15 protein-coding genes are annotated in these 13,630 nt (G+C 32.7%); 13 read left to right on the forward strand and 2 right to left on the reverse strand.

The annotated features are described in order from the left end of the window. Positions 1–20 precede the first annotated feature (20 nt). The 13 genes from VJ786_RS09430 to VJ786_RS09490 all read left to right on the forward strand — a co-directional run bounded on the left by VJ786_RS09430 (position 21) and on the right by VJ786_RS09490 (position 11,294). A complete protein-coding gene (locus tag VJ786_RS09430; protein ID WP_134776519.1) occupies positions 21–1,379 on the forward strand; it encodes a hypothetical protein in 1,359 nt (452 codons plus the stop codon). Then, the gene (locus VJ786_RS09435; protein WP_134776518.1) at positions 1,355–2,029 is read left to right on the forward strand and encodes a condensin complex protein MksE; all 675 of its coding nucleotides are present in this window, start codon (positions 1,355–1,357) and stop codon (positions 2,027–2,029) included. Before VJ786_RS09430 ends, VJ786_RS09435 begins: the two co-directional genes overlap by 25 nt. Continuing rightward, complete coding sequence (locus tag VJ786_RS09440; RefSeq protein WP_134776517.1) at positions 2,026–5,196, forward strand: coiled-coil domain-containing protein; 3,171 nt, start codon at positions 2,026–2,028, stop codon at positions 5,194–5,196. The genes VJ786_RS09435 and VJ786_RS09440 overlap by 4 nt, the downstream gene beginning before the upstream one ends. Further along, positions 5,183–6,100: a hypothetical protein gene (locus VJ786_RS09445; protein WP_134776516.1), complete on the forward strand. Its 918-nt coding sequence runs from the start codon at positions 5,183–5,185 to the stop codon at positions 6,098–6,100. Before VJ786_RS09440 ends, VJ786_RS09445 begins: the two co-directional genes overlap by 14 nt. Positions 6,101–6,292: 192 nt before the next feature. Next, on the forward strand, positions 6,293–6,796 hold the full coding sequence (locus VJ786_RS09450; protein WP_134776515.1) for a helix-turn-helix transcriptional regulator: 504 nt from the start codon (positions 6,293–6,295) through the stop codon (positions 6,794–6,796). A gap of 2 nt (positions 6,797–6,798) precedes the next feature. Then, positions 6,799–6,942, forward strand: a complete 144-nt coding sequence (locus tag VJ786_RS09455; protein ID WP_245153281.1) for a nucleotidyl transferase AbiEii/AbiGii toxin family protein — start codon at positions 6,799–6,801, stop codon at positions 6,940–6,942. Between the two features lie 32 nt (positions 6,943–6,974). After that, the gene (locus tag VJ786_RS09460) at positions 6,975–7,193 is read left to right on the forward strand and encodes a hypothetical protein (protein ID WP_245153280.1); all 219 of its coding nucleotides are present in this window, start codon (positions 6,975–6,977) and stop codon (positions 7,191–7,193) included. Between the two features lie 480 nt (positions 7,194–7,673). Further along, a complete protein-coding gene (locus VJ786_RS09465; protein ID WP_209023101.1) occupies positions 7,674–8,126 on the forward strand; it encodes a GNAT family N-acetyltransferase in 453 nt (150 codons plus the stop codon). A 108-nt stretch (positions 8,127–8,234) separates the two neighbouring features. Next, complete coding sequence (locus VJ786_RS09470; RefSeq protein WP_134776514.1) at positions 8,235–9,017, forward strand: helix-turn-helix domain-containing protein; 783 nt, start codon at positions 8,235–8,237, stop codon at positions 9,015–9,017. Positions 9,018–9,089: 72 nt separating this feature from the next. Further along, positions 9,090–9,452 (forward strand): VOC family protein, encoded by a 363-nt coding sequence (locus VJ786_RS09475; RefSeq protein ID WP_134776513.1) that lies wholly within the window; start codon positions 9,090–9,092, stop codon positions 9,450–9,452. A gap of 18 nt (positions 9,453–9,470) precedes the next feature. Next, the gene (locus VJ786_RS09480) at positions 9,471–10,052 is read left to right on the forward strand and encodes an ASCH domain-containing protein (protein WP_134776512.1); all 582 of its coding nucleotides are present in this window, start codon (positions 9,471–9,473) and stop codon (positions 10,050–10,052) included. Positions 10,053–10,117: 65 nt separating this feature from the next. Next, the gene (locus VJ786_RS09485) at positions 10,118–10,801 is read left to right on the forward strand and encodes a type 1 glutamine amidotransferase domain-containing protein (protein WP_134776511.1); all 684 of its coding nucleotides are present in this window, start codon (positions 10,118–10,120) and stop codon (positions 10,799–10,801) included. Positions 10,802–10,853: 52 nt separating this feature from the next. Beyond that, on the forward strand, positions 10,854–11,294 hold the full coding sequence (locus tag VJ786_RS09490) for a DinB family protein (protein WP_336557652.1): 441 nt from the start codon (positions 10,854–10,856) through the stop codon (positions 11,292–11,294). Between the two features lie 2 nt (positions 11,295–11,296). Here the strand turns inward: VJ786_RS09490 and VJ786_RS09495 are convergent, their stop codons facing one another. Then, entirely contained in the window at positions 11,297–12,499 is a 1,203-nt protein-coding gene (locus VJ786_RS09495) for a hypothetical protein (RefSeq protein WP_134776509.1), read from the reverse strand. A 68-nt stretch (positions 12,500–12,567) separates the two neighbouring features. Next, positions 12,568–13,608, reverse strand: a complete 1,041-nt coding sequence (locus tag VJ786_RS09500) for a S41 family peptidase (protein ID WP_134776508.1) — start codon at positions 13,606–13,608, stop codon at positions 12,568–12,570. Positions 13,609–13,630 lie beyond the last annotated feature (22 nt).

Raw genomic sequence — 13,630 nt, forward strand, 5'->3', positions numbered from 1 at the left:
AAAGAATAGTGATTAATATTTTGAAAGAGAAACAACTATACACCAAATACAATCTCCTACTTCCTTCGGCTTTCGACGGAGGTTATTTGGTTATTGCTCTTTATGAAAAAATCAAAAACCGTGAAATTGAAGAATACTTCACACAAAAAGAGATCAATGAAATCCTAACGGATATAAAAACGGAGTTTAATCTTGATTCCGTTCGTCCTTGGAATAACATTAAAGACAATCTTTTCCATTACTTCCTGCGAAGTCATCCCGATGAGCCGTGGAAATATTATCTGACAGACTACGCTAAAAATGTAGTAGATTTAATGGTAAGCAAACTAGAAAATCCATACAAAAATCATCCACTCAAAAAAAGTGTTCAGGATTCATTTACCATACGACATGGTGAGATCAAGATCATTGAAAAGTTTGAGCGAAAATTTGGGAGAATATTTATACAAGGCTCAAAGAAAATCATCACGGATCATTTAGAGGCGTTGGAAGATGAATTGCGTGAGGCATATAAAGAATTAAATGATATTCTCCGAAAAGAAGATGAACAAAGTGCAACTTCTTTAGTACGAGAGTTTACTGTTGTTTTTAGAAAGTTCGGAGAAAGAGCAGAAGATATTACGGAAGCTATTATTTCCAAAGACCAATTTCTTGGTAATTTACTAAATGTTGTGGATCATTTTTACAGAAAAATGGAAGACGATGGGAAATTTGATAGAGACAATGTACAAAAAAGTAAAAGTGATTGGGAAAAAGCACAGGAAATATATACAGATATCAGAGAGTTTTTCAATTCGGTAGACCGTAAAGTTTACATTATCCGTAGACAAATTAATCACGCAAGTGAAAAATTGACGGAGTTGCAGGAGCAATTTTCAACACGAGCATTTTTTAGATTACTAATAAAAAAGCTACATCGAACAGTTTTAGAAAGTTCTCAATACACTGCTGATGGTATCAAGTTTAGTAACAATTTTCCGCTAAAGCAAGTGGTATATGAACCTGTCCGAATCTTGTACCCAAGATATTACGAGTTTGAACTTCCAAAACCTAACATCATTGTAAATGTGGAGGTTGATGAAACCTATGAACGTAATGAAAAGCATAAAATAGCAAAAGAAATTAACCGTCAGCAAATTATCAATCAATGGGTTGATAAAGCCAAAGATATTCTGGAAAGCAAAAGGCAATTGCATATAGATGAACTTATGAATAGTATCGTTGATGAAGAAAAAGATTTGTCTATTGCTTATCAGGTAGCATCTCGTTTAACAGCTTATTCTTCAGAGAATAACGATGTATTTATTGATGTAGAACAAAAAATCATTTCCTTGTCACAACAAAAAATATCCCTATGGAAAACGAAAATTATGAAATAAGCGATTATTCTTTTCTCACAGAGGAGAGTGTTGAAAAGCATTTTGCTGACATCAATATTCTGTTGTTGTCTGGCAAGCATATTGACCACAAGTTTTACGCAGAGTATACTGTACTGGAAAGCTATGAATCACAGTGGAGAAATTTTTACAGTAACTTATACAGGCTTAATCTTGTTACTGACATCTCTGATAGCAGTAGATATTATTATCTTGATTTCACAGAAAACGGAAAAGGAAAATTAAGCGGTACAAACCGTAATAAAGAGCTTTCTGAATTACAAACACTTATTGGTTTGACACTTTTGGATATGTATTACCAAAAGTATTTTGACGAGGAAAAGATTATTCGCTGGAACGACATAAAAACACAAATACTGGAGAGTGACCATCAAGAAGCATACAAAAGGATTTTATTCAATGACATAAGGGATTCTTATGATGAAAAAGAATGGAATACAGTAGAAAACAAATTTGGCAAAACGATAGACAGCTTTGATAAATTAGGCTGGGTAGAAAAGCAATCAGGGAGGAATGAAGAATTAGTCTTTGAAATAAGACCTGCTATTCACCGTTTAACCAAATTGTATCAGGAGGAGCTTCAGAATTTTGAGTCATTTAGCCAACAACTTAAAAATGATGAAGTGCTATGAGTTATCCAAGAATTTTCTCCCTATCTACCGTCGGTATTCTGAAACACTATATACACGACTACCTCTTTCATCCAACAAGAACAGATTTTGTTGGTGCAAACGGTGTCGGAAAATCCATTATTGCTGATTTACTCCAAATGATTTTTGTCTATGATAAAGACCATATCAAATTCGGTACTGATGGGGTAAAGAAAGAAGAACGACAAATCAATACCCTTCCCTATAAAACAAAATGTGCCTACTGTTTCTTGAATATTGAGGTAAATACTGGTAAATTTATTACCATCGGAATACAGATAAATAACCAGAAGGGAAAACGTATCATTCCTTTTGTAATTACAAAACAAGCAGATATAAGCCTGAAAATAAATGAACTGGCTCTTGAAAAAGAAGAGCTTATTTTCGCCAAAGATTTATTAAAGGAAAAGGAAGCTGGAGAGAAAGAAATAGTGGACATACAGGATTTGGCAACATTTCTTTACGAAAAGCAAGGACTTCGGCTTAACTTCTTTAGTAATAATGAAAGTGTCAATACCTACTATAAATTCCTTTTCGATAAAAACATACTCCCTCTAAATCTCAGCCAGGATAAAAATCTAAAAGCCTTTGCTAAGGTCATACAGTCATTTTCAAAAGCCAAGACACTAAATTTAAGTGGCAATCAGGCTTCCAAAAACTTAAAAGAATTTCTCTTTGAAGAATCCGATGAAGATATTCTTGCCAACTTTCAAAAAGAGCAATCCGAGCTGGAAAAGATATTGAGAGAATATGAAAGTCTGAATAAAGACATTCAAAATCTATCTAACAAGCAAAAAAGATTAACAAACTTACGGGAGTTGGAGCAATCCCATAAAGCAAAATTCAAATCACTTAAAGAAGCGGAATTACAAAACGTCCATATAGAATTAAAACAATTGCAGGATAGAGAATTGGAAGGAAAAACACAGATAACGACCCAAGAAACTGAATTTACTGAACTAAAAACGGCTATCGAAAATCTTCCAGTAGAAGAAGCAATAATAAAAAAGAGTTACGAGGAATCGGATGAAAATTTTAATATGTTCAACCGTTATCAAGACTTATCTAACAGCATAGAAAAGTTGGGTAAAGAAGTCGATGAACTTAAAATGTTTATTCTTCCTGAAGTAGATGATAGCTGGAAGAATGAGATACAAAGAATTGATATTTTAAGTAGAAACAATGAGGGTATTAAAAAAGAAATCACTTTTGCAAAACCTTATCTGGAAAAGTACAAAACACTTCAAAAAGTCATCCAAACCCGAAAAGAACAATCGGAGATTTTGGATGAATTAAAATTATCCTTAAAAAATGATAAGTCAACCAAAGAAAATCTATTAGCATTATTGCAGGACAATGATGAAAATGGACTTTTACACTGGTATATTAAGAATCTACCCTCGTTAGATAATGAACAGTTACAAACGGTTTTGTATTACGCGACCAAACCTATTTCTGAGATTTCTAATCCGAACAATTCATTTCAATATATCAATCCTGATGAGTTGATTAATAATTTTAATACAATCCCATCTAAAGAAGGTTTTTGGTTAAAACTGGGGGCATTAAACCAATTTATACAATTTAATCCAGATGCAACGCTATTGGGAAACAGAACAAACCTGGAACAATCTGTACAACAGTTAATTCAAAAATTGAACACCGAAAACAGCTCCATAAATACCAAACTGGAAGCATTGGAGAACATTGTAGATGGAAAGCCTTACGATGTAAGTCTATTTGACTATTTCTTTGATGTCTCTATTGCTGTTTTTAGCAATATTGAAAAATTAAAAAATGCTGTAGCCTGCATTTTTCAGATTGATGAAAAGACCTCTCAATTGCAATCACAAAAGAAAAGAGAAGAAGAAGAACTATTGCAAATTAAAAATAAGTTTAAGGTTGAATATGATGAGCCGGAAATCGTAAAAAAGGAGTTGTTGAAGTTTCGTAAAGAATGGAGCGATAAGAAAGATAAGTTTTATGAAGAAAAAGGAGCTATACAAACCAAGTTCAAATCGCTGGAAAGTAAAATAAAAGATGATAGGCAAGACTTGCTGATGATTATTAGTAATCTGACTAAGAAGCAAACAGCATTCACTACGCTCAAAAATACTTATTACCAACATTTCCAAGAGAACATAACAGACTTTCCTTTAACACCTAGAAATACTGAGGAATTGGAGCAAACCTATAATGGGCTATGGGAAGAATATAAAACAGCATTTATTGGTATTTCGAATTCATTTGAAGAAACGAGTGATGAGAAGAATCCGGCCGTACAATTAACGATTAAAGACCAGGATTTTTCATTCAGGGTTTTGGAAGATGCATTATTGGGCAACAAAATCAAATCTACTGATGATATCACTACTGCTTTAGACGAAGCTAATCAAACCCGAACAACCATAGCCAATGGTATCAGGGATAATATGATTAAGATATTTAGTAAAACTACTGAACGATATGAAAAATATGATGACCAGGTAAAAAGAATAAACGCATTCTTTGTTGATCGAAAGATTAGTAATAAGTTTAATTTCAAACTTGAATTTGATGGGAATAAAGAAATAAAGATTGATTATATCAAGCAGATAGCTTACGAGGTTAGGAATACAGCGACAAAAGGAGAATTACAGTTTGGACAATCTATAGTAGATTTCATAGAAGATTTTTTTAGGAAACAAGCAAAAATCAAAAACAATGTTCCGATTGATAAATTACTAAACCCCAAAACTTACTTTGAACTTTCAGCTAAGCTCACGGATCAGTTTGGAACAGAAGTTCCCGGAAGTACAGGAGAAACTTATTCAGCAATCGCATTATTAGGGATCGCAAGGCTGTCTGCCGTACAAAAAGAAAAACGTAATGGTTTAAGGTTTATTATTTTGGAAGAATTAGGAAGTTTGGATAATACCAATTTTAATACCTTTCCTGCTATAGCAGAAGAATTCCAATATCAGATAATAACAATGGCTCCTCATACATTCAATATCGGATTGTCTGATGAATGGTATGCCCATCATTTGATTAAAGGAAAAGAGGATGATAATATCAACTATTGCCCTTCAGTTTCCTATTTTAAAACAAAAGACAACAACGAAGATTTGAATATCTATATAAACAGAATAGAAAATGAACTGGATTGAGTTAAGAGCATTAAATAATCTATATATAAATGGCGAGGTAAAGCTAAATGATACTCTAGCGAAAAGTGGTGAAATCAATTACCTTATTAATTCTCTCCGAATACTTGACAGAACGCACGATAAACTTTTCGTTTTAGAGGGTTTTGCAGAGCTGTATGAAAAAGAATATTTGGAGAAATTTAATCGCTATGAAGCTTTTTTATTAAGTAATGTATTATTAAAACCTCAGCTTCGATTTGAAGAATCTGATATTCAGATCCTAATAGGGATAAAAGAGGATATGGACAATGGAAACTTAGAGCCATTGCGGGAACAGATTATAAAAAATGAAGCAACCGTCAGAATTGTATCTCTTATGTTTTTCAAGAATGAGAAGTATCTATTAGGCAAAGAGGCTTTGATCAATGCTGTTAAATTACTTTTGGATATTGATGAATTAGCTGATGATAAGGATCTACAATATAAATATGTACTCGAATGTAAAGATACCACTTGCATCGTACTTTGTGAAAATATTGATTTTTTAAAGCGTCCTACATTGGCTCGGGCTAATAACATAGAATTATGGTATGCTGGAGGTAAGAATGTAAATAAATTGGATTTTTCTGACACAAGAGGACTACCTATTTATTATTCCTGTGACTGGGACTATGATGGTTTGTTCATCATTTATCCTTTGGTAAAAGAAAAAATACCAAATATTCAACTTCTTACACCAAATGGTACTCCAAAAGATATAGTGGAAACAGAACATAATAGTAAATGGGAGAACATCAAGGATAGAAATATAGAGTATCTATTGACTGCTAACCAATCGGATATTATGAAAAAGTTAATAGAGTTCAATCAATGGATAATTGAAGAGTCTAATGATTTATTGAACATGATGAAAATAGAAAATTAGCTCCTTTCTATAGTATCCAAAAACGTCAAAAAGGGTATTAAGTGTTCGATTGTAATCTAGGTTAGCCCGCTGAAGCAACAAAGCCCGACGATAGTTGGGCTTTGTTTATTTATAGCCTTTCCATCAAAGCAATAATCTTCCAATGTTTTCTTATGCCAATTTTATGTAAGCAAAAATGTTTATATTTCTATTATGAATAGGCAATTTGAGAAGTACCAAGGGATCCATCCAGGGATTGTACTTGATAGAGAATTAAAAAAACGTTCTATCAAACAACGTCCTTTTGCTTTGTCTTTAGAAGAACATCCCCAAACATTTAACGCTATTACTAAAGGTAAAAGAGGAATTAGCACTGCATTAGCATTGAAGATTGAAAGAGAACTTGGATTGGAAGAAGGTACTTTAGTGATATTGCAAGCCTATTATGATATCAAAAAAATCAAAGAAAAAGAAATCAAAAGGACTCCTAATCTACATATCCTGAGTAAAGGATTGTTTTGGGATACAGATATTCAACAGATTGATTGGAAACGACAATACAAAGCTGTTATTCAACGCGTTTTTGAGCGTGGAAACGAAAATGACAAAAACGAGATTATTCGCTTTTATGGTACTGAAAAAGTAAATCAAGCTTTACAGGAATCCAATATCAGAAATCCATATACTATATACAGTTTCAATAAAACAACTGACTAATCATGATGTACTATAATACCATCAATGATCTTTTAAAATATACATTGATTACGCTAATGGAGTCCTCTGTGTTTGAATCCTTTCGTTTGGTTGGCGGTACAGCATTAAGTCTTCAATTAGGACATCGTTTGTCTGTAGAGATATAATCAGAATGGCTACTACCTAAGAAATCATTGCCATGAAAATTGATGTAGTACAGCGAATAGGTCGCAAGATAGATTTCTGGGATTTGCATGAATTACTACAGAAATACAACCTTTCTATCATGCTTTCTCTCCATCAACAGCGTTATCCCTATACACACGATGAAGAACTCATATTGAACAACCTCTCCAATTTTGAATTTGCCGATGATGATTTTGATCCAATCGGTTTAAGGTGTAAATATTATGCTTAATACTTGGCGCATGAATCCAAATAAAATTTTAATCTAGATGGAAAGTTGTTGAGAGACATATGGAATCTAGAACAATATATTAAACTGTTAATTCAAATATTGATGAAGGAGCTTTTTCTTTCCAAATACAGATTGCATTAAAGACTCCTATTGTTTTGGTTCGCTTCGCTGTAAAAGCATACTGAAAGTATATTAAAAGTAACTAAAATCTATGCTTTGCATACTTTCTAAATACTTTAAGCCTGCTTTAAACCTACTTTAAGCACGATTCTAACCCCATTTCAAACATATTTTGAAGGCATAGCATAGAATGCAGGTCCAGAATATGGATAATTTCCGTTAAGATAACTTGCATCATCTTCAGGACTTTACATCGACCCAATTATTGGCGAAAATTAATTTTTCAAATTCTCTATTGAAGGGTTAAGACATCGTGTTTATTTTATTTAATTTTAAACAACATTCGAAGAATTTATTATCATGATGAAGACCCAAAGCTTTAAAATAACTAAATATTCTGATACCTATCGACCACAAGTTTTGGCAGTTTGGGAGAAATCCGTTCTTGCAACACACGATTTCCTAACTCCAAGTGATTTTGAAGAAATTAAGGAGCTCGTCCGTACAATTAATTTCAATGATTTACAGGTTTTTTGTTTAGTAGATGGAAATGAAGTAGCTGGTTTTATCGGCGTAGCAGATAAAAAAGTGGAAATGCTCTTTATAGCACCAGAATATTTTGGAAAAGGGCATGGCCAGAAATTATTGAATTTCGCAGTTAATGAATTAAATGCCGATAAAGTAGATGTAAATGAACAGAACGTAAAAGCACTGAAATTTTATCAAAAATTTGGATTTGAAATATTTGAAAGAACAGATCAGGATGATCAAGGAAGAAACTACCCATTGTTAAGGTTGAAATTAAGTATGTAGTGACTGGAGAAAAAATGGTAGTTGGAGTTGGCCACCTATTTATTTACTTGGCATCTCAGAGATTTGGATTATATTTATAATTAATAAAGACGAGTTCTAAAAATTATAATGTTTTATCAAAAAATCCTTCCTATTAAGCCATTGCAGAACTATATCCGATATTTTTGGGTTTTAGAAGGTACTGCCGATAAAACATTTAAAATAATCCCTGATGGCCTCTCAGGATTAATAGTTCAAGAAGAGCCTGATCTATTTCTGAACAAAGAATACAAACTTTTGCCGCAGATGTTTCTATATGGGCAAACAACCTGTCCAGGTGAACAACAAGCAGTAGGAAATTTTAGAATTTTTGGCGCATATCTACAACCAACTGCACTTAATGCCATTTTTAAAATAGATGCTTTGGAACTGACTAATCAGCATATTGCACTAGACTGTCTTACGAAAGAACCCATACTTGAACAAATTATACATGCTTCCTCAATTACAGAGAAAATTGAAATTATTTCCCTTTTTTTTCTAAAACGAATCCAACAGGAAGAACAAAGTCTTAAAAGGGCAGATTTTGCTACTATTCTTTTGCAGCAAGGCAAAGCGTTAAAAGACATTCAATCTGAAATGAAAATTTCCGAAAGATCTTTAGAAAGATTGATAAAGCAATATGTAGGACTATCTCCTAAGGCCTATTCAAGAATTGTTCGTTTTCAGTCGGGTCTAGAAGCTTTCCGTAAAAACAATTTCAAAACATTAACAGATGTTGCCTATCAAAATGATTATTTTGATCAATCTCATTTTATAAGGGAGTTTAAGGCTTTTACAGGAATGAATCCAAAACAATACCTTCATCAGACCATAGAACAGGTAGAAAATTATCCAGAATGGATAGTTTAGTGCCTGTCGGTTTTATCCAATTTTAAGGTCATCAATCCCCATATTTTTGTTGTATCACTAAAAATAAAAAAGATGAACAACGTAATTAATTGGTTTGAATTGCCTGTGAATGACCTTAACAGAACCAAAAAAATTTATGAAAATGTATTAGAAATTTCATTAACCCCCATGGAATTTGATGGATTTAAATCGCTAACTTTTCCTTTCGATGGAGATAATGTTTCTGGCGCATTGGTAGAAAATCAAAATGCTGAGCCTAATCAAACAGTTATTTTGTATTTTAATGCGGGTGAAAAATTAAGTCCGACACTTGAAAGAGTAAAAGAAAACCATGGTAAAATAGTGATGGATTCCAAGCAGATAAAATCAGGTTTCATTGCACATGTATTGGATAATGAAGGGAATAAGATTGCTTTGTTTGCATTAGAAGCTTAATCTTATAAAAAAATTAATATGCTATTTAAGGAGATACACCTGAAAAGTATTAAATCAGGAGAAATCACATTGGCATTTCGTAAGTGGCATAAGGCTTCCGTTAAAATTGGAAGCCTTGTGCATACGACAGTAGGTTTAATCAAAATCGACGATATTCAAGTTGTCAACGAAATTGATATAACCGATCAAGATGCTGTAATGGCGGGTTATCATGAGACGCTCCAGTTATTAAAATCATTTGGTCCTAACAACAGAGGAAATATTTATAAAATAACCGTCAGTTATCATTCAGCAGATCCCAGAATTAAATTAAGGGAACAAACAGAACTATCCGAAGATCAATTCAATGAGCTGAAGAATAAAGTGGATAAATTAGATCGTCTTAGTAAACAAGGATTTTGGACTAACAAGATTCTTTTAGCCATAAAAGAAAACCCCAATTTACACGCCATAGGTATAGCAAAATTGACTGGTTTTGAAAAGGAATGGCTCAAGCTTAATATCCGGAAACTGAAAAATTTAGGATTGACCATTAGTCAACCTGTAGGTTATGAGATTTCCCCATTGGGAAATGAATATTTAAACCGGCATGGTCTATAATGGACGAATAAGAACCAAAACATATTTCTAAATATTAAGTTTTCTTATTAAATATAACTCTTAATATGAAGAATTTATTATTGGTGGTTACAAATGTAACTCATTATGAAAGCGGATTAGCAACAGGTTTATGGTTAAGCGAACTGACACACATCTATCATGCTGCAAAACAAAAAGGGTGGGAGGTTACCATTGCAAGTCCTAAAGGTGGAAAAGTACCCATTGATCCGGAAAGTCTGAAACCTTTTGTAATGGATAAAATCACGAAAGAATATTATTCTTCACCCGGTTTTTTGGAAGAACTCCATCAATCCAAAAGCCTTACTGAAGTAGAAAATGATTTTTTCGACTGTGTTTATTTAGCCGGAGGGCATGCAACCATGTATGATTTTCCAGATAATGATGTTTTGCAATCTATCATCAGAAAACAATATGAGAAAGGTGAAATGGTAGCAGCGATATGCCACGGCGTTGGTGGATTATTAAACGTTAAATTATCAAATGGTACATATTTAATTTCTGGAAAGAGCCTAACAGGATTTGATTGGTTTGAAGAAAGTATCGCTGGGAGGAAAAAAGAAGTTCCTTTTAATCTTGAAGCTGCTATTAAAGAAAGAGGAGTGAAGTTTGAAAAGGCTTTTATACCCATGACTTCCAATGTAGTGGTAGATGGTAATCTGATCACTGGTCAAAACCCTTTCAGTTCCAAGGAAATTGCAAAGGTGATCGTAAATGAATTAGAGAAATAATTTCTCTAGTTAAGTATACAATAATAAATTACTTTTAATAAAACAATTTTATATGATTCCAACTACTATCCAAGAATTATCCCAAATTATTGATTTATCAACCTCTCATTTGAAATTGATCGATGAGCAAACCTACACCCATAAGGAATCACCAGAAAAATGGAGTAAAAAAGAAATTTTAGGCCATCTTATCGATAGTGCATCAAACAATCATAGACGTTTTCTTTTGGCACAATTTGAGGTTAATCCGATTATATTTTATGATCAAGATAAGTGGTGTAAATACAACCATTACCAAGTAGCTCCAACACAACAGCTGATCGATTTATGGAGTGCATTAAATAAACAATTAGTACATCTTTGGACGAATCTCACTGATGAAGATTTTCAAAGGAGAGCAAACGACCAAACTTTAGCTTTTTTAGCAGCTGATTATAATTCCCATTTGGCACATCATTTAAATCAGATTACGGGTTATATTTATCTTAATTAGAATTAATTCCCTTTTATTTGAGGGGTTACCTCAGGAATAATAATAAGATAATCATAACCCTCCATAAAATTCTTTAAAGAATGATCTGCTTGAAAATCTTTGGTGGAAAGCTTCTTATTTAAATCATTAAGATCAAATATCAACCACTCATTTTTAGCTGTTTCAATATCTGTGAAAGCCTTTAGGTAGGGGAGCCCATTTGTTTCAATTGCTTCTCCAAATAAACCAGCAACAGATCCTTTTTTTTCCATTAAAGCAATATGTAATGATTTTTCATTATCGGAGTCTGCAATATTAAGGACCAAATTTCCCACATCTGGTGTGTCCTGAAGTAAACTCTTATGTTTAGTGACATGGTTTGCTCCAAATTTAAATAAGTTTTTATGACCTTTAATTTTGTTGAGATTATCCAATAAGTTATTCTTCATTAATCCTATTCTCATTTCATGAGATTTATACCCTTCTCCAGAAAAAGCAGTTCGGTAAATGTCATTACTTTTTGCAAGATCCTCAATAATCAGTTGTTCTTGTTCTGACAAATCAAGAGATTGCAATAATTGAATATCATCCTTAAATGAGGCAGCACAAAGTAATGGAAGATGTTCATCTTTAAATGGAGGTTGAACATTAGGATTTTTGGAATAAACCTTCCATTGTTGTTCAGCCTTTTCAAATAATTGACGATAAATTAATTTTGCCTTTTCATTCCTTGTGGACTTATAAAGAAAATCCAGTAATGGAGCATCGCTACTTGCAAATACTTGGTCTAGTTCAATAACCTCTTTTTGCTTGGAGAAAAAATACTCCAATATTGATCGATCTTGCGAAAAAGTATAAAATCCGAAACGATCTTGGAATCTATTTAATAGGTTTTTATATTCTTTGACAGAATGATTATATGTTGCCCTCAATAGGTCGGTAGTTGATTGGTTACCTTCCATTATATAATTATCATAATCAACCTTTTTTATTAAATATTGAACAAACGCAGGTATTTCATTACTGTGGTGTTGTTCCCCTATTAAAACATATTGATGTTTCGATATTTTGTTGATAAGAGAGTCTAAATAATCACCTTTAAAATTGCCATTTTCGTAAATGAATTTTTGATAATGTGTTTTAGCTAAACTATCCAAAACACGATGTTGTGCATATGAAAATGTAGAAATCGCGATGAAAAAAATAGACAATAAAATGGATTTCATAAGATAAAATTCAGTTGAAAATTAAAATAGATTAAAATAATAAATTAATAGGAATCGATAAATAACGCTTATTTTGAATTTTTAAACCATTCTAAAGCTCGGATAACTTTTTTATCCGCGTATAAATCTTCAAAATTATCTCCGCCAATAACTTCAATGTCAGGCTTTAAAAAGGTTTTATAAACTTTTTGATCATTTGCTCTTAACAACTTACTGGAATAGGTAAAATAATTACCATTTGAAAAGTTAAATAAACTTGTCATAGAAAGATATCCTGCAGAATTTTCGCCAATATATTTAACATTTTTGCGCCCTTTAAAAGCTATTGCCGATTGCTCAGCTGCACTACTGGTCAAAGGTCCAAGAAGAATAGCGACTTTTGAACCTATCTTCGATCCATTATAATCTGTTTGAGCTATCAATCTATCGTCCTCATACAGATTGCCTTTGGTCAATTTAACTGTAGAGGTATTTAGCGCATCTAAACCCTGCATCTGAAAAATAATTCCATCACCCAAGACTGGAGCCAAACTCGAAATTAGGATAGGGTAAGCCCCCCCGAGGCTTAATCGAAAATCAATGATTACACCTTCAATATTTTCGTTCAATACTTCAAGGTATATATTCTGAAGTTGTTTCCCCATGGCGGATAATATTTTTACAGCTTCCAATTCGTTGTCAAAAACCGATGTAGGAATGCTTGGTGATGGGATACAGATATAAGCATACCGATCTGCTAAAATAGTGGTTCGAATAGCATATTTTTCATCAAGCGCATAGGATAGAATTGTAGAATCAGCTTTTGAAAAATGATCGTTGAATTGCCCTTTGTACGTTTTACCGTTATAAAAGAATGATCCATGGCGATCGTTTAATTTTTGATATATAAATTGGATCGATGATATAATCCGCGTGGTGGAATCCAAGGAAGCAAATTGCTCTGCATGCATTAATTCTTTTTTTAATTTACTCCAATTCACTTCCTTTCCATAAATCGAATTTTCTTCTAAAACAGAAATAAATGTGTCTAATGTCGAAGTTTGAGCTTGACAGTTAATACTTGTAAAAAGGGAAACAATAATTAATAAATTGAAAATACCCGATCTCATTCTTTTACTTATTTGTTCTTAA

Source organism: Sphingobacterium tenebrionis (assembly GCF_037126265.1).
Classification (GTDB): domain Bacteria; phylum Bacteroidota; class Bacteroidia; order Sphingobacteriales; family Sphingobacteriaceae; genus Sphingobacterium; species Sphingobacterium tenebrionis.